This is a genomic window from Bacillus swezeyi, assembly GCF_001969815.1.
Taxonomy (GTDB): Bacteria; Bacillota; Bacilli; order Bacillales; family Bacillaceae; genus Bacillus; species Bacillus swezeyi.
In genome coordinates, this window is record NZ_MRBK01000002.1 from 64,596 (window position 1) to 85,368 (window position 20,773).

The window sequence follows — 20,773 nt, forward strand, 5'->3', positions numbered from 1 at the left end:
ATTTTCCCGTCCCTTTTTGCATTATCCTGATTAAAAGAGAGATCATCTTGAAATCTATCAGCTCTATCTCCGTATTAGCATAATAGACTCATTTATAACCAAAACAGCACCCGATCTTACGGATGCTGTTTGCTTGCTTGCTGATAGACATGCTCCAGCTGGGAAAATGTAATGTCGCCAGCCGCACAATCTACAGCCGCGTCAACAATTTGATCAAAGCCTTCGGCTGAGATGCTTTTCTCTTTGATCTGTCTTTCATAGTTTTCGATCTCTTCCTGCTGTTTGCTTAAATCTTCTTCTTTTCCATCGTAATCAGATGCGGTCATCGTCTCCATATTTCGCTTTACAGCTTCTAGATAGCCTTCTAGATCATCCATGTGACATTCTCCTTGCTTTTTTTAAAAGCTTTTGCCAAACATGATGTTTTTATACTGCAAAAAAAGGGTTTTTACACGCTTGCTAGCACATCAAAAAACATTTAAAATATGTTTAATTTACATCATCTGAACCATAAGGAGTTTTAGAAATCATTGAAAAACGAAAGTGCACTTAGACGAAGCCTTACACTCGGTCCGCTTGTCGTGATCGGTCTTGCTTACATGGATCCGCTCGTTGTGTTTGATTCATACGGTGTGGTCGCCCAGATGACAAAAGGACATGTTCCGGCGGCATATCTATTCACGGTCGCCGCTTTACTGCTGACGGCTTTAAGCTACGGCAGCATGGTCAAAGCCTATCCAAAAGCCGGATCAGTTTATACATATGCATATGAAAGCATACATCCCCATGCCGGATTTTTAGCAGGCTGGACGATTATGCTCGACTATTTATTTTTGCCGATGGTGAATTTTGCGATCGGCAGCGCTTATCTGTCAGCGGCTTTTCCGGACATTCCCCACGGTCTGTGGGTGGTCTTGCTCGCTTTATCGATAACGGCTGTCAATATGATCGGCATTCAATTAACAGCAAACATTACGGCGCTGTTTGTCGCCTTTCAAGTGATCGTTGCACTGACCTTTGCCGGATTTATGATCGCAGGTCTTGCCAGCGGACTTGGCACTGGGAAGCTGATTTCAGCCGATCCTTTTTATCATCCTGATTTAAAGCCGTCTCTCATTGTGTCAGGAGCGACGATTTTATGTTTTTCCTTTTTAGGCTTTGATGCCATTTCCACGATGTCGGAAGAAACGATTCACCCGAAAAAGAATATTCCTTTGGCCATCTTTTTAACGGTTGCAGTCGGCGGAACGCTGTTCACTGTGATGTCCTATCTGATGCAGCAGGTATATCCATTTTATGATCGCTTCCAGCATGCCGACTCGGCATCTTTGGAGATCGCCCTTTATACCGGCGGCGCTTTTCTGCGGTCTTTCTTTTTAGCGGGGACGATGGTGGCTGTGATTTCCTCCTCCCTATCCTCACATGCGAGCGCTTCACGGCTGCTGTATGCAATGGGACGCGACAATTCATTGCCGAAGCGCTTTTTCGGCTATATTCATCCGACATTGAAAACCCCGGTTTTAAACATTATATTCATCGGGCTGATTTCACTGACGGCGATGATTGGCGAATTAGAGGTCATCTATTCGTTCATCAGCTTCGGCGCTTTAATCGGGTTTATATTTGTGCATCTGTCCGTCATCGGCCACTACTACATCCGCCGGCGGGAAAAAGGAATATTACATGTGATGCGCTATTTGATTCTGCCTTTTTTGGGAGCCTTGTTTTGCGGATGGCTGCTGTTAAGCCTCAGCAAAAATGCTTTAATCATAGGAGCCGTTTGGCTGATTGCAGGCTTTTTATACTTTTGGTTCAGGGTGCGGTCCCTCCCGGATGTCACTTTTGGATTTGATCAAAATTATCAACAGAAGCGCTGATGATATCGCTTGGTCTCATGATTAATATGTGTCATAATAAATGGGTTGTATACTGTTTTGCACTAGGGCGTTACAGAGGTGAAACCATTGAAGAGAAAGAAATCGGGATGTTTAGCCGGAGCAGGCTGCTTGTCTGTTTTTTTGTTTGTTCCCTTGATCATATTCTTTGCCCTCTCCGGCCAGGAACAATTGAAATGGCTTCCTCTCGATACTGAAACGAATATTATCGAGAGATTAACAGACTACAAGCCTTTTGTAGAAGAAGAACTCGAAGAGAAGGGGCTGCCGCAATACACTTCTCTCTTATTGGGAATGATGTATCAAGAATCAAAAGGCAGAGGCAATGATCCTTTACAGTCCTCGGAATCTCTCGGTATGAAGCGAAATGAAATCGATGATCCGAAAGCCAGTATTAAACAAGGTGTGCGCCATTTTGCAGATATGTATCAAAAGGGACAGAAAAAAGGAGTCGATTTAGAAACGATCATTCAAAGCTATAATATGGGATCAGGCTATATCGATTATGTCTCTCAGCACGGCGGGAAACACACGGAAAAACTGGCAAAGGAATTTTCCGAAGAACAAGTGAAAAAGAATCCCGATCTATATAACTGCGGAGGAGATAAGAACAATTTCCGCTACCCTTATTGCTACGGTGATTTCTCGTATACGGAAAAAGTAATGGAACGGACAAAAAAGGTAGAAGAACATATTGAAGGTTTAACACTGGAGCATTAACCGGCTGACGTGCTGGGCCTCCGCCCGGTTCGTCAGGTTAAACCGCAGCGAACATAAGCATCGCCTGCTGATCGCATGCCATGCTTTTGATCTGTCCGCAAATATCCATCCCTTGACATTAAGCTAAAAAACCGCCCGCTTTCATCATCTCTTTCACTTCATCTTTTGAAATTAATAGGTCTTTTGAGCTTAACTTTTCAGTTTTTAAAGGCTCACACCCGGCGTAATGTGCGTATAGTTCCGGAATATTGACCGTAGGAAGCACAACTGAAAGATCCTCCGTAAATGAAACAGCATGCTGGCGCTCATGAGACGAAATCAGCAGTTCATGAAGTTTTTCACCCGGTCTTACTCCGCTTTCCATGATAGAAGTGCCGCTGTTTCCGTATATGTCAATCAGAACCTCGGCCATGTCTAATATTTTGCAAGCCGGCGAATTCATGATGAAAATTTCTCCGCCTTTTCCATGAACCGCAGCTTTTAATAGCAACTGAATCGTTTTTTCCTTTGTTAAAAAGAAGCGGGTCATTCTCTTATCCGTGATGGTCACTTGGTTCTTTTGGCTGATTTGATCTTTAAAAAGCTGGAGAACGCTTCCGCTGCTTCCAAGCACATTTCCTCCTCTTACACAAATAAAGGCCGTTTCTCCATACAGCTGGTTCGCATAAACGATCAGCTTTTCACCGATCGCCTTTGTCATTCCGTAAAAATTAACAGGGTCTGCCGCTTTGTCAGTCGATACGTTGATCACTTTTTGCACATTATTTTCGATGGCTGCTTCGATAACGTTTTCTGTCCCTGCTACATTGGTTTTCAAGGCTTCAAGCGGCTGTTCCTCACAAACCGGTACATGTTTCAGCGCGGCTAAATGAAATACGTAATCGACTCCTTTAAGCCCTGAATTAAGGGCTTTTCGATCGCGGATATCACCGATGAAAAATGTGAGCCTCGGATCTTCAATCTCCCTTCTCATTTGAACCTGTCTTTCTTCATTCCTGGAAAACACCGTGATTTTTTTAGGGTTTAAGGATAGCAGCTGAAGGATGAGTTCATGGCCCCAAGATCCTGTTCCCCCAGTAATAAAAATTGTTTTATTCTCAAACATCCCTTTTCCTCCTTCAGTAAACATCGGATGGAAATATATTGCTATCCGATTTTGACTCCTTCAAGCATCGATGTCCACAAATCATTATTTGATTCCCATATTTCTTTATCAGGTAATTCAACAGCGCAAACTTTCTGCAAAGGCCAATTCTTTTCGACAATGCCCGTGACGTTAGAATGCCGCACCAGAAGGACATGGAAGTCATGCTGAACCAAATCTGATAAAATGCGTTCAAGTTCCTGCGCTTCTACTAAACTGCCTTCTGTTCTGACAAATAACAGTCGGCTGCCTGTTGACATTTTTTCTAAAAAACGATTAATTCTTCTGTTGAATTTCTCCATTACAGCAGGATAAGTTGCCAAATGGTCAAGTGTATTTTCTTCTGCATCAAAATCATGGACGGAGCCAATGTTATAAAAGTCGTCCACTACATAAATAGTAGAACCCTCTTTTTTTTCTCCAGTATTATAGCCGATTATTCTGAGGTTCTTCGGATCCATAAAACCTGCAAACCTATTTTGAAGAAGGCGGTTAAGATCTGTGAGGGAATGAATACTCACCCAGTCGAGAGGACCTGCAAACGGCCTTAAATTATTTTTTCTCAGTTGTATGGCCGCCAAACAAAGATGTCCTAAGCTGAAAACGGCATCATAATGGCCTTCTATGACTTTTAAATTCATGTTCCTAACACCCCGTTATCCCTCCTATTAAAACTAGCTTTGATTCCGTTAATAGGGAAATTTGAAGCAAAGCTCTACTTTTTAGTATTGTATGCCGCATGCGCGGGAAAGGTAAAAGACAGCCACCTATTCCTTCATGATTTGAAAGAGAAATAGCGGAAAATGAGAATAATAGGATAAAATAAAAGCCTTCGATTTTCGAAGGCTTATCATAACTTAATGTTTTAAATGTTTTGGTGTTCCTCTCTATTGCCCTCTGCTGCTTGCAGAATTTTTACTGTTTCAGTATTGGCAAGAGTATGATCTTCAGGTAATGATTCTTTAAGCGTCTTTAAAACATCTTGATTTAAACTTTGATTAATTTTCGTTTCTTCAGATTCGGTTAAAACGGCATCTGTAGGCAATGATGCTATGATTTCTTCTAAATCTTCACGATCCATATTACCTGAGGCTGCTGCTGTTTGAATATCCTTTAAAATCCTCTCATTACTCTCCAAAAGAACACTGTTCATATCATTAAAGATGGAAGATAAATCTGTCAATAAAGGCTTAATGCTGTCGTCAACATCTCCTAAATCCGGTTCTTCCGTGGAAACCAAAGAGCTGTCCTGTGGTTGCTTTACCCTTTCTTCAGCCAATTCGAAAAGCATTTCCAAATACTTCGCCCACCAATCTGCATCCATTTCTTTATTTAAAGTCTCGAGCAAATGATTGATAATTTGATTTTTCATTTGACCTCACTCCTTAATACTTATTCGTATTTTGATAAACATCGAGGACATTTCTGACAGCTTGATCCATATCCCAATGTTTCTTGGCAAACTCACTGGCGTTTGCTCCTAATGTTGTTCTATAATCATCATCTTCCAGTAAGCAGCCTAGCAAATGTGCTAAAGCATTCTCATCCCCTTTAGGCGCGATAAGACCAGTCACTTCATGATTCACCATTTCAGGCAGGCCTCCGGCATCACTAACAATAACAGGAACCCCGGCAATTTGTGCTTCAATTACAGATAAAGGCTGATTATCCAATAGACTCGGAAGAACATACATATCGGCAAGGGACAGTAGATAAGGTACATCATCACGATTTTTCAGAAAGACGACGTCATCTGAAAGACCAAGCTGGTCACTTAGAATTCTAAGCCCTGCGAGCTTCTCCCCTTCCCCTACAATCCAGCATACCCAGTCATTCCGAGTGTTTTTTAACTGGCCCAGCGCTGACAGTAAATGATGAACACCCTTGTTTTCAATAAGCCTTCCGGTAAATAGAATGACTTTTTTGTCTGTCTGAGGCACTTCCGCTGTTTTTGTGTTCATCCGTTTTATAAAACCTTCAATATCATATCCGTACTGCATGACGCGGACTTGCCGCTTAGGAACCGAAAATTCTCCCGTTAAAATGTTCTTTAGCCAATTGTTGGCGACAATTGTCGTATCCGCTGATGTGGCACCCTTTTGTTCAAGATGGTCAAAATATGCTCTTGCCATATGAGGTGTGGAGGATTTGTGGATCGTTTTAAGCTGGTCCCTGATTTCGTAAGCGACATTACCGTGAAGTGTTGTGACAAGTGCCGTATTTTTGGGAAGCACCCTTTTGAGGCTTGTGCTAGAGATGACATCTTGCGCATGAATCAGATCATATTTTTCTAAGCCTAAATAAGCGGCTGCCAGCTCATAAACACAACGCTGAATCTCGGTATAATTGACCAATTGATTTACTTGAATTTCTGGAATATCCTTCATGATTGTATTTACCAAAGGAAGGAGCTGATCTGTTTCTATGCTGCGATTTTCATTCACAATATGAACAATGCTGTTGTCGTCCCCAAATCCGAGTAAATCTACTTCATGTCCTAATGACTCAAGTTTTTCTTTCAGTTGGACCATATATGTCCATACACCACCTACATGGGGTATATTCCAATAAGTGGCAAGAAGTATTTTCATATGCATCTCCCTTTTTCATTTCTTTTAAAATGCTCTAATTATGTATATTTACTATCTCTATATCTTGTGTAGACGATTATCTATTTTTAAGCGCAATATTTTTTAAGGAAGAAAATGTTTTGCAGATGAGAAGGCAAAAAAAAAGCCGGCGACGTTTTTCGCGCGGCTTTTTCATTTTTTAATAGTAAGGCGAAATCATCATATAAACGAGAACACCTGTCAGGCTGACATACAGCCATAGCGGCATCGTCCAGCGGGCAATCTTGCGGTGGCGTTCAACCTGCATGCTCAAGCCCCGGAACAAAGTAAATAATGCGAGCGGAACGATCAAAGCCGACAGCACAATGTGTGTGATCAGGATAAAAAAGTAGATCGGCCTTATGATCCCTTCTCCTCCAAAATGAGTGTCAGGCATCAGCGAATGATACGTCAGGTATGAAACAAGAAAGATTGTCGTCGTGGTAAAAGCGGCAAAAATAAACCGTTTGTGCGCTTTAATATTTTTTTGCTTGATCATGATCAGCGCGGCAACTAAAAAAATAAATGTAAAACTATTGCAGACCGCGTTGAGCAGAGGCAAAAAAGTCAAGTCCAAGTGGGCAAACTTGTCGCTTTTCGGCATGAAAAACAGCAGCGCGATGACGCCGTTGATGATGAGCGTCAAAGCAACAACGATGCCTGTATAGTTTTTATTTTTTTCTGTATGACTCATAGTGAATAATCTCTCCTATTGTGCAAGCTATCCAAATCGTATGCAAATTTAAGAGGAATGTCAACGTTTTCGCTCTGTTCGTCAGAATTTAGACATAGAATAGACAAAAATCCCCTCCAAGTAAAAACCTGGAGAGGATCAAGGGTCAAAATCCTAGAAATTCATTGCGTCAGCTGCCATCAGGCTCTGTAATTCATCTTCTGTCACAATATCTTCTTTTTTCGGTTTGTGATCGAATGTCACGTCACCGTCAATATTTTTGTAAGTCGTTGATGTCGTGATGCCGAATGATTGAGGCGCTTTTTCACTGTCAACTCCTATTGAGATATCCGCATTTTCAGTCAAAAGGTTTTCTTTGTCATCAATTGTTGATGTCACATCAAATTTCTTGAACGTGATATCTTTCAATCCATCTTTAATCTTGTCGAGCTCTTGTTTCGGAACCGCTTCTCCTGTAGCATCTCCTGCGATCTCGATGAACTTGACAACCGCTGCTTTGATTTCTTTGTCGCTAAAGCTGAATGCGACTTTCTGTTTAGCGCCCTGCTCTTTTTCTTTATCTGTCAAGTCTGCCTTTTCAAATTTATCTGCCGGCAGGTTGTCCGCAGCTTTTTGGATGGATTCCATCACTTGTTTTTGAATTTCTTCCGTATCTTTTGAAGAAGATTTGTCTTCATCAAGCGGGAATTCAAGATATTTTCCTTTCACACTGTCAAAATTCATGCCGGCTGTTCCAAGGAAAATACCGAAGCTGTCTAGCACACTGTCAATTTTGATATAGCCGACTTGTTTCTTTTCGTCCATATAAACCGGAATGTCGAAATCAAACGACATATTTTGAACTTTGAGCTGAGCTTTAATCACAGCTTCTGACTGTTTTGTTTTCGCATCTGTTTTTCCGCTGATTGTGATGTTGGCATTGTTTAGCATGTCAGCGATTTGCTTATCCTCAGCTCCCAGATTGGAAGCATCTACTTTCAATCCGATATCACTCGAAAATTCGTATGAATCCGCAGCAAGAAGCTTTTTATAAGCAGCTGCGTATGATCCTTTTGGATCAGCCTGCTGACACGCAGCCAATGCTAGAACAAAAGCTGACAGCAGCAAAAATAGAAACCAATTTTTTTTCTTCAAAATGAAACGCTCCTTTTGTCATATTTTTTTCTGGGTTTAAGAGGATATAAAGTCATGTATCCCAGTGATTTTCACCAGAAGTCATAAGCATTCTATCATAAAAAAAATAATAGAATGTGAAAATTTTGCTTAAAATTACATTAAAATTTATTTTTAGAGATCGATTTGCAAATTCATATTCTTTCTACTATAATCGAAAACTGTATGTTTTTTATGGAAAGGAGCATATTTTATGTTAACAGAAGAAGAATTGCAGAAAGACAGCTCCGACTTGCAGAAGGAATTGAATGACCTGCAATTTCAGCTGTTTCGGATGCGAGAAAATATGAAGGATATTTCAAAAGATTCGCGGGTGCTCGGCATTGATCAATCGAAAGATGATGAATGGATGATCGTCCATTCGATTGATGATGGCCGGACATGCAAGATCATGCTCAGCGACTGCCAGTCGCCATATCGCGGCAGATGCGATTTTTCGCTCGTGGCCTCCTACAGCGCAGAAGAACGAGCGATTCATATTGGGGATATTAAAGGACCGGCAGGCTATGGCTACGGTTCCATCTGTATGAAGTATTTAAAAGAAAAAGCCCGTGAACATAACATCCCAGTCATTACCGGAGACATCGCCGAACGGGATTGGGATCATGTAAACCGCTTAATTCATTTTTATGAAAAGCATCATTTTGATGTCACGATTGATCCTGACGCCAAATCAGGAGAAATTCAATGGTATGATGTTTAAATGATGGCCGATTTATGATGAAATGGAAGGAAACAGACAAGCAGGTGAAGCATATGTATCCTTCCAGATTAAAACCCGGCGATCAAATCAGAGTGGTCGCCCCTTCAAGAAGCATGTCCCTTTTAAAGACAGAGCAAATAGAACAAGCAAAAATGGTTCTCGAACGTCTTGGGTTTCATGTCTCATTTTCAGCCCATGCAGAAGAGATTGATGCGTTTGCCTCTTCCAGCATTGAATCCAGAGTCAACGATCTTCATGAAGCATTTTCAGACCCGGAAGTCAAAGCGATTTTGGGTGTCCTTGGCGGTTATAACAGCAATCAGCTTCTGACCCATTTGGATTACAGGGCTGATCAAGTCCAACCTAAGATCTTCTGCGGTTTTTCGGATATGACCGCCCTCGCCTCGGCAATATATCAAAAGACAGGCCTTGTCACCTATTCTGGTCCTCATTTTTCCAGTTTTTCAATGAAACAGGGCTTGAACTATACGAAAGATTATTTTTTAAAGTGTATCTATTCAGACAGTCCGTTCGAAATTGAACCATCTGAATGGCGGTGCGATGAAATCTGGACAAAAGAACAGCCGCAGCTCAATGACGGCCCGATTGTGATCAATGAAGGTGCAGCAGACGGCAAGATCCTCGGAGGAAATTGATGTACACTCAACCTTCTTCAAGGAACGGAATATTTCCCTGATTTAAAAGACGCTGTTTTGTTTGTGGAAGATGACTGGGAATCTTCGGCGGCTTTTTTTGACCGGGATTTGCAGTCATTGCTTCAGCTTCACGATTTTTCTTTTGTTAAAGCAGTTGTCATTGGCCGCTTTCAGCAAGCATCCGGCGTGTAGATCGGCCTGCTCAAAAAAATCATTCAAACCAAAAAAGAACTTTCTTCAATACCAGTCATCGCAAATATCGATTTTGGCCACACAATTCCGTTTTTTACATTTCCAATCGGAGGACGTTGTCGGATCGTTGCACGAAAAGGCAAAGTCCGCCTTCATATCACGAAACATTAAAGGCAGAGGCTTTAGTCCTCTGCCTTTCTTCTTTATTGAGCAAGCCCCCATGGAGAAAATAAAAGATAAATACCAGCCATTAAGCAAATGACCAAAATAGAGGACAGTTTTGCATGCTTCCACGGCTGCAGATCAACACGGGCGTTTCTTTCAAGCTTAAACTCCCGGGCCCGCGGCCGAATCTTGCCGATGAATAGCATAAGCAGCACCGAAAACGGAAATAAAACGGCTAAAATATATAAGAAATGGATATGGCCAAAGAAAACTTTTGAAACGGTATACAGAGCAATATGTGCGGGAATGGCCCATTTCACGGCTAATGCCGGCACTTTTTTTGAGCAGAATCCGACGACGACGGCCGCTAAAACTGGCACATTGAAAAACCCGAACATCTCCTGCAGATAATTATAAAGCCCTGACGGCGCAAACAAAATAAAAGGCGCGATGATAATAGATACGGCCGCGAGCACAACGACAAATACCCTGCCTGTTGTGACAAGCTCTTCATCTTTCGCATCCGGCTTATAAATCGGCTTGTATAAGTCCAATGTGAACAATGTAATCGTACTGTTGAGCGCCCCGTTAAACGAGCTGAGAATTGCGCCGAATAAAATAGCGGCAAAAACTCCGACAAGTGCGGTCGGCATCAAATCTACAATCAGCTTGGGATAGACGGTATCGGGATTGGCTATGTTTCCCCCATATAGGTGGAAAGCGATAACACCCGGAAGGACGAGATAAAACACGCCGATCGTCTTAAAAACCCCGGCCAGCAAAGCCCCTTTTTGCCCTTCCGCCAAATTCTTGGCTCCGAGCGCCCGCTGAACGATCGACTGATTGACTGCCCAATAAAACAAATTGTTAACCAAGAGACCGGTCAAAATCGCCGGCCAGGGAACTTCTGCAGAGTTGTCCGCTGTTATGGCATTCAGCTTTTCTTTATGGACACTGGTCAGCTCCGTATAGCCGTTCAGCAGACTGCCGTCCCCTATTGCCATGAGCCCAAGCACAAATATGAACAGCCCGCCGAGAATTAAACCGATGCCATATATGGCATCAGCGGATACCGCAGCTTTAAGTCCGCCGAAAAATATGTAACAGCAGCTGGCAGAACCGATGAACAGCGAAATCAAAAATACTGTTGTAAACGTATTGGTTCCTAGCACGGAAGATATGCTGAATACTTGATCCAAAACGAGGGCTCCAGAGTATAAGACCGTCGGCAGAAAAGATGTCGCATAGCCTAATAATAAGAGGATTGAGACAATTTGCCGCGTCCTTTGATCATATCGTTTTTCAAGAAAGTCGGGTATTGTCGAAACCCCGGAGCTGAGATATCGCGGCAAAAACACGAACGCCAGCATGATGAGCGCAATCGGAGCTGTGACCTCCCAGGCCATCGCACTCATCGTTCCAGAATAGCTTTGCCCGTTTAATCCAACCATTTGTTCTGTCGATAAATTGGTCAATAGCAAAGAGCTTCCGATATAAAGAGCGGTCAAACTGCGGCCGCCGAGAAAATATCCGTCTGAGGTTTTCAAATTAATATCTTTCGTCCTCAGACAAGAAAAAATAAAGATACCTGCATTGATCAGTAAGAAAGTGATGACAATCCACAGCAAAACTTCCACATCTCCTTTGATCAGCTTTTGATGGGTTTATCTATTCAACTACCCATTTGCCAATCTGAAAAAACATAACAAGTGTGATGCATAATAAAAAAAGACACTGGCCATGTCCTATGCTCAGTGTCCTTGCAAATCATCAATCTATTATTTTAAAACTTTTACTTTGACGGTTTTAACGCCCCAATTTTTTGCAGCGGATTTGCTAGGAACAAATACATCGATTTTGTTCCCTTTAATAGCGCCGCCCGTATCTGCAGCAGTCGCTTCTCCGTAGCCTTCTACATGCACTTTAGAACCGAGCGGAATCACACTTGGATCAACCGCGATCACTTTGGCGTTCTTATTGGCTTTTAAATCAATTCCTGTCGCGGTGACGCCGGACATTCCGCCATCATTAGCGGTATATGCTGTCGCGGTAACCGTCAGTTCTTTTGCCGCACTTTGAGATGTATTTGAACGGGATACCGTCTCTTTTTCTTGCTTAGGAGCAGGTGCAGGCTGTTCGGTTTTCGCTTCGTTTTGAACGGAAGCTGTTGTTTTCGCAGGCTTCGCTGCTGCCTGAATTGTCGCCTGTCCGTCGACAGCTATTGATGTATTTGGGTAAATAATATCTGATTTTATGTTGTTCCAACTTTTGAGATCATTCACTGTAACGCCGTATTTTTGGGCGATTTTCCAGAGAGTGTCCCCTTTTTTGATGGTATATTGTTTCTTTTCTGTCTGTTTTTCAGAAACGTTCAGCTTTTGTCCAGGAATAATGACATTTGAAGAAAGCTGATTCCATTCTTTCAAATCCTGCAGGTTAACACCTTGTTTTTGCGAGATCGCCCAAAGTGTATCACCTTTTTGGACTGTTACTTCTTTTGCAGAGGCACTCGCTCCGAATGCAGTTGTCGACAATGCTGCAGCTGCAACAACCGACACAAACGTCTTCTTCATAAGTAAATCCTCCCTTGTTAGCTTTTTATTGTCCGGCTAACAGGAGCAATCGTAACATATGAAAATGTCAATTCAATAACAAAACAATTTGTTTTTGATTACAGTTATTTTACAAGAAAGATTTTTCACCCATGGTAAAATCTTCATGACAAGCTTTAAACACAGTCATATCAAGGGTTCTTTCATGATCATATTCTTAAAAAAGAGATTTACTAAAAAAATTTTTACATATCATAAAATCGGGTTTTTTATGCTTCTTTTTCAGTTTTATAGGCTTTAAGCTCCTGTAGAAACATTGCACCGTATTTTGCTCTCTTTTGTTCTCCCACTCCTTTGACAGACATGAGCTCCTCTTCTGTCTGGGGCATTTTGCCGCTCATCTCCTTTAATGTTTCGTCTGAAAAGACGACGAAAGGAGGTACGCCCTGCTCATGGGCAAGCTTTTTGCGCAGCAATCTTAACCGTTCAAATAATTCATCATCTTTTACGATTTGAGCGGTGTTCATTTTTTCTTTGCGGGCCACCGCAGTTCGTCCAAGCAAAACATTTCGGCCTTTATTTGTCACAAACAAAATTGGATATGTGCCGTCTGACATCTGTATGTACTCATCCGCTATTAAAAATTCTATAAAATCGCTGATTTCGGGAACCGACTGGTGCTTTAAGATACCGTAAGTCGATAATTGCTGAAAGCGGTTTTCGATCACTTTTTTATTTTTGGAACCGGCCAGAACCTGTGCAATCATCGTTTTTCCGAACCGTTCCCCCATTCGGATGATGCACGATAATACCATCTGCGCTTCCTTCGTGACATCTGTCGACGTTCTCGTATCAAGACAGCTTCCGCATCTTCCGCAGTCTTCTGCCTGTTCTTCGCCAAAATAAGAGAGAATAAACCGCTCAAGACAGCCTTCAGTATGACAAAAGTCTACCATTTGCCTCAGCTTTTTCACATCCTGCGCCTGAATATCTTCATCCTCGGTCGATTGCTCGATTAAAAAACGCTGAAGCCGTATGTCCTGAGGGGAAAACAAGAGGATGCACTCACTGTCAAGGCCGTCGCGCCCTGCCCGTCCCGCTTCCTGATAGTAGCTCTCCATGTTCTTTGGGATTTGATAGTGTATAACGTAGCGGATATTGGATTTATTGATACCCATTCCGAAAGCGGATGTCGCGGTCATCACGCTGATGCCGTCATTCAAAAAGAGATCCTGCTGCCGCCCTCTTTCTTCATCATGCATTCCGCCGTGATAATATCCGGCCGCTATCCCCTGTTTAGAAAGGTTGTCCGCTATTCTCTCGGCCTCGCGCCTTGTCGCCGTATAGATAATCCCTGCCTCGGAACGGTTTTTTTCAATATATGACGCGATAAAACGGTCTCTGTTTTCGCCTTTGAGAATTTTAAATGTCAAATTGTCTCTTGCAAAGCCGGTGAAAATGGTATTTTCTTTTTTAATGCTGAGCTGTGCGCAAATATCTTCATGGACTTCAGGTGTTGCGGTAGCCGTCAGGGCCAGTACGACCGGACGGGTGCCGAGTTCGTCTAAAAAACCTTCGATATGTCTGTAGCTCGGCCTGAAATCATGCCCCCACTGTGAAATACAATGGGCTTCATCGATCGCTGTGAGCGGAATATGAATATCGGAGATCACGCGAATAAATTCAGGAGAGGTTAAACGCTCCGGTGTGACGTAAAACAGCTTATAGCCGCCTTTCTTCAAAGTGGAAAGACGTTCAGCAGTTTGGTTATAGTCAAGGGAGCTGTTCACATAGGAAGCGCTGATTCCAAGCTGATTCAAAGCATCCACTTGATCCTTCATCAGTGAAATTAAAGGAGAGATAACGAGGGTCGTTCCTTCCATAAGCAGCGCGGGAATCTGATAACAGATCGATTTGCCCCCGCCAGTCGGCATAATGCACGCTGTGTCAAGCTTTTCTGAAACAACAGATTGAATGGCTTTTCGCTGTCCCGGCCGCAGTGACGGGTAGCCAAAATATTGCTGTAATAATGCTTCGGCTTTCTCTAGCATAAAAATGAAAACCTCTCTTTAGTTATTCTTCTTTCTGTTCCTCCATCATATCATATTTAAGCCGACAGACCATCACCCTGACAAAAACAGCGAAATGAATCCTGAAAAAGCATTTTTCAAAAAGCTGTCTGTTTTTCAGCCATCGAGCGAATTTTCTCCGCCTCCTCCCTGCAAAGCTTTTTGTATGCCAAAGCACCCTCGAAACTCGCTTCGTTTAAAACGGCATGCCTTTTTAAATTCGAAAGTTCCGATAACATAAACACCGTTTCTTTTGTTAAAGCTCCTTGCTCATGAAGCATTTGAATCAAAAGTTGAACCTCTTGATGCTCACCCCTTGCATCAAGCCTTTTTGCAGCTTGGCGCAATGCCTCTTCGACCTCAAACCATGCGTTTTCAATTACGGCTCCCGCTGTGCCCGCGGCCTTGACAGCGGGAGTTTTTTTCCGCGCAGAAGCGAGCGCCTGAATCCTTTGATCAAATTCCAACTCGAAGTCTTTATATTTCAATTTAATTAATTCCTTCATCCGTTCAGATAAAGGCTCCTTAAGCAGCAAAACGAACATAATCAATGTGACAGGCCATGCCAATGACTGGATGATCGCGGATACAAATTCAAACCAATTCATAAAAATCAGCCTCCATTTCAAATTTAAAAAGCTGCCGGTTTGCTGTTGTCATATTGAATCCAGGGTGATATATTGCAGCCATAAGAATAATTTTCAAATCAAGAGGTGCATCTGCAATGTGGATCATGACCGTGCTGCTGTTGGTTTTGATTGGGTTTACCGGAAATATGATTGCACTCCTTAGAACACTCGTAAAACAGAATGATAGAATCATCGGGCTGCTGGAAGAGGAATCTAACAAAAAACGTTAGAACGACGTGAAAGGGATTCTGAAAAAATGGCGGATACAAAACAGCATCAAAAGGTATTGGCCGGAATTGCAGACTGTCTTCTCTGCTTCAACTCAATCGGAAAACATCTCAAATACAGTAAACCCGATCAAGATCTTGTGCCATTTTAGAAGAATACACTGTGAAAGCAGCGGGCCAAACCGTTATTGATAAGGATAAAATGACAGCCGCATACGTGAAGGAGCAAACGAAGACGCTGTTGAACTTGGCAAGAATGTCTAAACTGTACTAACTTGAAGTCCGCAAATGCGGACTTTTTCTTGCTCATGGAGTCACTGCCCGTTGTACAATTATATTAGCAAACCGATGGAATCATTTGAATATTCAGATTAAAAAACAGGAATAAAGACATCCCTTATTCATCCGATATTAGATGATAAGGAGGTGGTTACTTTGGATATTGCTGCTCTATCTGTAGCATTGAGTCAATCCGCACTTGCTCAAAACGTTCACATGTCGCTGACAAAGACGGCTTTAGACACCGCTGAGCAAAGTGCGGGACAGTTGATCGACATGATGCAAGCGCCTCACCCTGTTTCAGGCCACAATATTGACCTGAAAGGCTAGAAATCAAACATGCATTCAGAACCTGGATGCATGTTTTTCCATTCAGGCACAAAAAAAGATGCCGTCCCCCTTTATTTTTTCAGTGTTTTATACTATAATATTGTTCTGTGTCCCAGTAGCTCAGGTGGATAGAGCAACAGCCTCCTAAGCTGTGTGTCGGGAGTTCGAATCTCTCCTGGGACGTTTTAAATGTGAAGAGGCAAACCCTTGCATACAAAGGGTTTGCCTCTTTTTTTGTTTATCGTTCCTGATCGGCATATGATGTATCTCTGATCGTTTTGGTGGCGGGTTTTTTTAATGCAAACTCTGCTCGCAAAGCAATTAAATCCCACGTTTAAAAATGTCATTTTTTGACAATCAAAAAGTGCGTCTCCCATTCTGACCATAAAAAAAGCGGCCACCAATCAGCTGCACAACATCAGTGTGCAAAAGATCAGCGTCCGCAGGCTCTCCATATTCACGTTCGTTTTTCCTGTCTCTATCGTATGACAAAACGGAGTAGAAAAAGTCCCCCATTTCATCCCCCTTTTTGTCGGTTTTTTCTCGGATTTGAACATAAAAAAACCTTGAAAGGCAATAGCCAATCAAGGGTTTTTTAACTATTCTTCTAAAAACTCGACATTAATTCTATCAACTCTAATTTGAATTTTTTTGCCATCGTATGGCCACATTTCATCTATAAATTCCTCAATTTCATCTTCAAGGCTTAGTTCCAATCCCGCATTAATAGTCTTCTTTTCAAGGTTAAAGGTACCCTTAATGATATAAGAGAAACTATCATCAATACGAAAGAACCCGCTTTCCCCATCCTTTTCCTCTTGGACTTCTAAATCATCTAAAACTACTAAAGAAATTGTGATTGGATATTGTTTACCTTTTTCAGGTTCGAACGAGATACCGAATGGCATAAACCCTACTAACTCTATACCATTTATTTCGATTATAACTTCTTCTTCTATATGTTCATTAAATCCCTTTACAAATACATTATATATCACAGAATAGTCACCTCTTATTTATGAACAGGATTAATCACTTTTTTCTTCTTATCATCATTCAACATCTTCCAAAAGTCCTTACCACTCTCAACATGATAAGTAGTAATGTATCCTTGATTATTCGTACCTACAAACGCAAACTTAGCTTCCCCGCCTTTCCTTTTATTCCCCATGAACTTAACATACCCTGTTCGAATTTCAATGTTTCCACCCTTTACTTTATATCGATACTGAACTTTTATTCCGTTCTTAACTAGATCTTGAGCCCCTTTTAAATATTCATCAGCATTTCTATACATACCTCGAAACTCTTTCCCATGCTTTTTAAAATGGCCCACTAATTTCTCTTTATCTGCAAAGTTATTAGGTAGTTTCTCCACTTTCGAAACTTTCTTAGCTGTCTTCGCACCTTTCTCTCCCCCGAAAACTTTCTCAATACGCTGAATAAGCGTCTTTTTAAAATTTTCACCTTCAATAACATGATAAGGTACTTTGCCCCCACCAGCCAACTGAATTTGAGGTGCAAAAGGATTGTGTATATGTATCCCTTTTATTTTTGAAGCAACCCTTTGCATCGACTTTTTGAAAGACGCTACATTTTTTTCTAAAGCTTCCTTCGAAACCTTAATCGTTTTGCTCGTTGCTTGCTTAGTAGCTGCCTTTACTTTAGATCCAGCTTTTCCAATTTTCCCGGCTTTCGAGACTTTGCTTAATTTGTCTGCACCTTTTGAGCCTACTATCGATGTTCCCACCGTTGTAAGGGCATATCCGAACCAATGACTTCTACTGTAGGAATCGCCATTGATCACATCTCGCTCAAAGGATTCCTCAATATCCTTTTTTATGATGTTAAAGGTATCTACGGGGTGAATAATTGCATTGCCGATGCCCTCCAGTGTTTCCTTAGGGTGGGTTACAGAATCCCATAAACCAATACCTGTATCAACGAGATTATCTTTTACACCCCCAACAAATCCAATCGAATCGAACTCTATGTACTTCTTTTTCTCCAGCAGCCATACATATAGCTTCTGATCTGAATCTAGATTTTCATACCCAATCTCTTTAGCAATCTTAATATACTCCTCTGAATCGGAGGCATTTTCGAGCTTTTTCTTTAACTTGTAAAGTTTAATATCCTGTTCGTCAACTTCGCTAATTTCTTTTTCAAGTTCTGATTTATTTTCGAGTTTATCCAACATGACTTCCATCGGTGTCTCTTCATTAAGCTGCAAAGAATCCATCTCATCCGGCTTTAATATCGATCCTTTTTGATATCCGGCAATCTCAATTTTAGGGCCTGTATACATTTTTTCAAGCCTTGTGATGTATTTTTGCATCGTCTCAAGGTCTTGTTTAGCAGTTTTCAGAGCGTTTGTCTGCTCCCTGTCAAACGCATGCAGCTTTTCAAGAGTTGTGCTGATTTCCTTTAGCGCTTTCTGATTCTGTTCATGAAAATCATTGTCATTCAAATCCGGCAAATCGACAATATGACTGACTTTCGCGATCGTGGCGTTAGCTTTGGAAACCAAATGTTTCGTTGTTCGATCAGCCGCGTTTAAGCCTTGTTCCAGATCGTGTTCGAGAAAGGCTTGCGAAATATATCCGTTGTGATTGGGTTCAAGGGAGTTCAGTGCATTTTTGATTTTTTTTAAAGCTGACTCGTATTCTTCGATGAAAGTTTCATAAAACCGCAGAAACGGGGTGTGGCATTCTTCGTAGAAGGCGCGAATGGCGTCCCCGCCTTTTCCTTTTAAGGCATCATCTAGTGATGTGATACCGTCAACGCTTTTTTTGACTTTCGCAATTTCATCTGATTGTTTTTTTAATTGTTCCAGCGTTTGATCAATTGCATTGTGCAACCCCTGGACATCAAGAGTCTTCATGGCATTCCCCTCTAATACTAAAGTTACAATCAGTATAGAGCTTACCACTATACGGAAAACAATTGGTGAATAAATCCTATCTATCCATGAAAATGAATCTTTAGAGATAGGTCAAAAAACCCAATCTCATTTAAGTGAGCTAAATAAAGCAATCAAAATCCACTCCACTGTAGAGAGTTATTTAATGAACAAAATACAATATTTGGTTATAAACCCTTACCTCATGACTAATATCAAGCATCCCTTCGTAACATCCTCTCTTAAGCCTCTTCATATACGCAGTGGGCTAATGAAAAGTATCAAAATGACCTTGATATGGGTTCTAATACGCTAGCTTGAAACTACTCTCTTGCCTAATGGGAAAGAGTCAACGAAAAAAAGCGAATGAATACCATCTCAACAGACAGAATAAGAAGAGTTGATATTTCAACACATTTCGTAAAGGAGTGAAACCATTGAGTAAAAAGGAATTCAAATAGAAATGACCGCGAGACTGAAACAGCTTTCAAAGCAAATGATCCTAAAAGAACAAAATAAATAAGTTTTTGTCTTAATCCCATCTGACAAAGTAAAATTTCAAATATGGAGTGAGTAACGTGACTCAAAAAAATGGAGCAGACAGACCGGATGATTACAAAAGATTTTCTTCATTAGACAAGGATGATGATTTTCAGCAATCTTTAGATAGCAGCGCTAAGACAGAGAATGTAAACACTGAAACACAAACTCATAACAAAGAAAACATAAATGACACCACTGATGTGGCTGGGAAACATTTCAACGCCTCGGATTATAAAGGAACCACGCAATTGGAAAAAGGATTGGCTGAAACTCATGAACAGGTCAGTGATGACTATTTTGAAGGGACTATCGATCAAAATTTGGACTAGTCATTCTAACGGAACTAACTTTGAAAGGGTAAGTTAGTTCCGTTTTTGATTATGAAAAAGAAAACCCTAGGTTAAGCCTAGGGTTCCAAAAAGCTTTCAGCGTGGTATTAAGAAAAACTCCCCCTGGGTGCTAAAATATTTTGGGTTCGCCAACCAAAATATCAGCATACGGAGAAGTTTTTATGTCAAAAGACACTAATAGTTTAGCACACAACTTGGAATTGTAAGTATCACATCGTATTTACGCCGAAGTACCGAAGACAAGTTATTTATGGGGAAATTAAAAAGGACATTGGAGAAATACTACGTACATTATATGAAAGAAAAGGTGTGGAGATTATCGAAGCGACAGCGTGTAAAGATCATGTACATATGTTGGTCTAAATTAAGTGTGTCTTCATTGAATTTCTGAGTGTAATGATACCACTCAGTTATTTTTCATCCCCACTTCTGCAGATGAGATTCCATCCAACCTCTTCACCCTTCCATTAAGCATGCTAAATATGTAAAATTTTAACAATATTTCACCATTTGAAAAAGGTATTGGGCCACCGCAATAGCAAATTGATAAGGGATTGAAAATCATTGATTTAAAGGAGATGATTTTAGGCTACTAAAGTAAATGGTATTGCGGGCTTTTGAAGAGTCTTAACTCAGATAATCCCGAGAGCTGTCGCCAGATTATCAATGGCCTGCCGTTTGATCTGATAATATTTGTCCTTTTTCAACCCCATCTCCATATAAATTTCAATATCCTTGATTTTCTTTGAAGAAAGATACTTGGCCTTTATGATCTTCAATTCATCATCATCAAGACTTTGTTTGAGCGCCCTATCTATTTGACAAACTTTCAATTCATTTATACAGTGCTGATCCCTCAGCCTTGGGAAAAGGCCAGTCATCCCAGCTGCTTCCCGCTCCTTCCTGTTTTCAAGCTGAACCTTCAAAGCCTTATATCTTTT

The 20,773-nt window shown here is 41.3% G+C and carries 20 protein-coding genes, 1 tRNA gene and 2 pseudogenes; 9 read left to right on the top strand and 14 right to left on the bottom strand.

The annotated features are described in order from the left end of the window. Positions 1–116: 116 nt before the first annotated feature. Positions 117–377, bottom strand: a complete 261-nt coding sequence (locus BTA30_RS22955) for a YnfE family protein (protein WP_076758469.1) — start codon at positions 375–377, stop codon at positions 117–119. Positions 378–530: 153 nt separating this feature from the next. Here BTA30_RS22955 and BTA30_RS01715 point away from each other — a divergent pair, with 153 nt between their 5' ends. Further along, positions 531–1,877 carry an APC family permease gene (locus BTA30_RS01715; RefSeq protein WP_076758471.1) on the top strand — a complete coding sequence of 449 codons (1,347 nt, stop codon included), beginning with the start codon at positions 531–533 and terminating at the stop codon, positions 1,875–1,877. An 87-nt stretch (positions 1,878–1,964) separates the two neighbouring features. Further along, on the top strand, positions 1,965–2,615 hold the full coding sequence (locus tag BTA30_RS01720; RefSeq protein WP_076758473.1) for a lysozyme family protein: 651 nt from the start codon (positions 1,965–1,967) through the stop codon (positions 2,613–2,615). A gap of 118 nt (positions 2,616–2,733) precedes the next feature. On the opposite strand, the gene BTA30_RS01725 is transcribed toward BTA30_RS01720, so the two are convergent. The 6 genes from BTA30_RS01725 to BTA30_RS01750 all read right to left on the bottom strand — a co-directional run bounded on the left by BTA30_RS01725 (position 2,734) and on the right by BTA30_RS01750 (position 8,196). Then, positions 2,734–3,720, bottom strand: coding sequence for a polysaccharide biosynthesis protein (locus BTA30_RS01725; RefSeq protein ID WP_076758475.1), 987 nt, complete (start codon positions 3,718–3,720; stop codon positions 2,734–2,736). Between the two features lie 41 nt (positions 3,721–3,761). Continuing rightward, entirely contained in the window at positions 3,762–4,400 is a 639-nt protein-coding gene (locus BTA30_RS01730) for a DUF1796 family putative cysteine peptidase (RefSeq protein WP_076758478.1), read from the bottom strand. 224 nt (positions 4,401–4,624) lie between these two features. Beyond that, on the bottom strand, positions 4,625–5,131 hold the full coding sequence (locus BTA30_RS01735; protein WP_076758481.1) for a hypothetical protein: 507 nt from the start codon (positions 5,129–5,131) through the stop codon (positions 4,625–4,627). 13 nt (positions 5,132–5,144) lie between these two features. Next, on the bottom strand, positions 5,145–6,350 hold the full coding sequence (locus BTA30_RS01740) for a glycosyltransferase family 4 protein (RefSeq protein WP_076758483.1): 1,206 nt from the start codon (positions 6,348–6,350) through the stop codon (positions 5,145–5,147). Positions 6,351–6,528: 178 nt separating this feature from the next. Further along, on the bottom strand, positions 6,529–7,062 hold the full coding sequence (locus BTA30_RS01745; protein ID WP_076758485.1) for a DUF420 domain-containing protein: 534 nt from the start codon (positions 7,060–7,062) through the stop codon (positions 6,529–6,531). A gap of 153 nt (positions 7,063–7,215) precedes the next feature. Continuing rightward, entirely contained in the window at positions 7,216–8,196 is a 981-nt protein-coding gene (locus BTA30_RS01750; RefSeq protein ID WP_076758487.1) for a hypothetical protein, read from the bottom strand. 232 nt (positions 8,197–8,428) lie between these two features. On the opposite strand from BTA30_RS01750, the gene BTA30_RS01755 reads away from it, so the two are divergent. Both BTA30_RS01755 and BTA30_RS01760 read left to right on the top strand, forming a co-directional pair. After that, a complete protein-coding gene (locus BTA30_RS01755; protein WP_076758489.1) occupies positions 8,429–8,938 on the top strand; it encodes a GNAT family protein in 510 nt (169 codons plus the stop codon). A gap of 53 nt (positions 8,939–8,991) precedes the next feature. Next, positions 8,992–9,957: pseudogene (locus BTA30_RS01760) on the top strand (S66 family peptidase). A gap of 32 nt (positions 9,958–9,989) precedes the next feature. On the opposite strand, the gene BTA30_RS01765 reads toward BTA30_RS01760, so the two are convergent. From BTA30_RS01765 to BTA30_RS01780, 4 genes are all read right to left on the bottom strand, one after another. After that, complete coding sequence (locus BTA30_RS01765; RefSeq protein WP_076758491.1) at positions 9,990–11,579, bottom strand: solute:sodium symporter family transporter; 1,590 nt, start codon at positions 11,577–11,579, stop codon at positions 9,990–9,992. Between the two features lie 150 nt (positions 11,580–11,729). Continuing rightward, entirely contained in the window at positions 11,730–12,524 is a 795-nt protein-coding gene (locus tag BTA30_RS01770; RefSeq protein WP_076758493.1) for a LysM peptidoglycan-binding and 3D domain-containing protein, read from the bottom strand. 248 nt (positions 12,525–12,772) lie between these two features. Next, complete coding sequence (gene recQ, locus BTA30_RS01775) at positions 12,773–14,554, bottom strand: DNA helicase RecQ (RefSeq protein WP_076758495.1); 1,782 nt, start codon at positions 14,552–14,554, stop codon at positions 12,773–12,775. Positions 14,555–14,670: 116 nt separating this feature from the next. Next, positions 14,671–15,180 (bottom strand): hypothetical protein, encoded by a 510-nt coding sequence (locus BTA30_RS01780; protein WP_076758497.1) that lies wholly within the window; start codon positions 15,178–15,180, stop codon positions 14,671–14,673. Between the two features lie 116 nt (positions 15,181–15,296). Between BTA30_RS01780 and BTA30_RS24055 the strand changes: the two genes are divergently transcribed. The 3 genes from BTA30_RS24055 (at position 15,297) to BTA30_RS01790 (ending at position 16,220) form a co-directional block, all read left to right on the top strand. Beyond that, positions 15,297–15,431 carry a hypothetical protein gene (locus BTA30_RS24055; protein WP_275667416.1) on the top strand — a complete coding sequence of 45 codons (135 nt, stop codon included), beginning with the start codon at positions 15,297–15,299 and terminating at the stop codon, positions 15,429–15,431. 423 nt (positions 15,432–15,854) lie between these two features. After that, entirely contained in the window at positions 15,855–16,037 is a 183-nt protein-coding gene (locus tag BTA30_RS01785; protein WP_412677706.1) for a YjfB family protein, read from the top strand. Between the two features lie 109 nt (positions 16,038–16,146). Next, a tRNA-Arg gene (locus BTA30_RS01790) sits at positions 16,147–16,220 on the top strand. Between the two features lie 416 nt (positions 16,221–16,636). On the opposite strand, the gene BTA30_RS01795 is transcribed toward BTA30_RS01790, so the two are convergent. Further along, a complete protein-coding gene (locus BTA30_RS01795; protein ID WP_076758500.1) occupies positions 16,637–17,035 on the bottom strand; it encodes a UCP019853 family protein in 399 nt (132 codons plus the stop codon). Between the two features lie 14 nt (positions 17,036–17,049). Beyond that, on the bottom strand, positions 17,050–18,921 hold the full coding sequence (locus tag BTA30_RS23615; protein WP_076758502.1) for a ribonuclease YeeF family protein: 1,872 nt from the start codon (positions 18,919–18,921) through the stop codon (positions 17,050–17,052). Positions 18,922–19,517: 596 nt separating this feature from the next. Between BTA30_RS23615 and BTA30_RS01805 the strand changes: the two genes are divergently transcribed. Together BTA30_RS01805 and tnpA are read left to right on the top strand one after the other, a co-directional pair. Further along, positions 19,518–19,811 (top strand): YozQ family protein, encoded by a 294-nt coding sequence (locus BTA30_RS01805; protein WP_076758504.1) that lies wholly within the window; start codon positions 19,518–19,520, stop codon positions 19,809–19,811. Between the two features lie 182 nt (positions 19,812–19,993). Next, positions 19,994–20,192, top strand: a pseudogene (tnpA, locus tag BTA30_RS01810) (IS200/IS605 family transposase); the annotation flags it as partial. A gap of 272 nt (positions 20,193–20,464) precedes the next feature. On the opposite strand, the gene BTA30_RS01815 reads toward tnpA, so the two are convergent. Then, positions 20,465–20,773, bottom strand: a 309-nt coding sequence (locus BTA30_RS01815; protein WP_094777270.1) for an ArpU family phage packaging/lysis transcriptional regulator, incomplete at its 5' end; no start/stop codon positions are given.

What these genes read in the sequence shown, in the direction of transcription:
- BTA30_RS01725 (WP_076758475.1), bottom strand. Translation starts at nt 3,720, where the DNA reads ATGTTTGAGAATAAAACAATTTTTATTACTGGGGGAACAGGATCTTGG.
- BTA30_RS01730 (WP_076758478.1), bottom strand. Translation starts at nt 4,400, where the DNA reads ATGAATTTAAAAGTCATAGAAGGCCATTATGATGCCGTTTTCAGCTTA.
- BTA30_RS01735 (WP_076758481.1), bottom strand. Translation starts at nt 5,131, where the DNA reads ATGAAAAATCAAATTATCAATCATTTGCTCGAGACTTTAAATAAAGAA.
- BTA30_RS01780 (WP_076758497.1), bottom strand. Translation starts at nt 15,180, where the DNA reads ATGAATTGGTTTGAATTTGTATCCGCGATCATCCAGTCATTGGCATGG.
- BTA30_RS01740 (WP_076758483.1), bottom strand. Translation starts at nt 6,350, where the DNA reads ATGAAAATACTTCTTGCCACTTATTGGAATATACCCCATGTAGGTGGT.
- BTA30_RS01755 (WP_076758489.1), top strand. Translation starts at nt 8,429, where the DNA reads ATGTTAACAGAAGAAGAATTGCAGAAAGACAGCTCCGACTTGCAGAAG.
- recQ (WP_076758495.1), bottom strand. Translation starts at nt 14,554, where the DNA reads ATGCTAGAGAAAGCCGAAGCATTATTACAGCAATATTTTGGCTACCCG.
- BTA30_RS01770 (WP_076758493.1), bottom strand. Translation starts at nt 12,524, where the DNA reads ATGAAGAAGACGTTTGTGTCGGTTGTTGCAGCTGCAGCATTGTCGACA.
- BTA30_RS23615 (WP_076758502.1), bottom strand. Translation starts at nt 18,921, where the DNA reads ATGAAGACTCTTGATGTCCAGGGGTTGCACAATGCAATTGATCAAACG.
- BTA30_RS22955 (WP_076758469.1), bottom strand. Translation starts at nt 377, where the DNA reads ATGGATGATCTAGAAGGCTATCTAGAAGCTGTAAAGCGAAATATGGAG.
- BTA30_RS24055 (WP_275667416.1), top strand. Translation starts at nt 15,297, where the DNA reads ATGTGGATCATGACCGTGCTGCTGTTGGTTTTGATTGGGTTTACCGGA.
- BTA30_RS01745 (WP_076758485.1), bottom strand. Translation starts at nt 7,062, where the DNA reads ATGAGTCATACAGAAAAAAATAAAAACTATACAGGCATCGTTGTTGCT.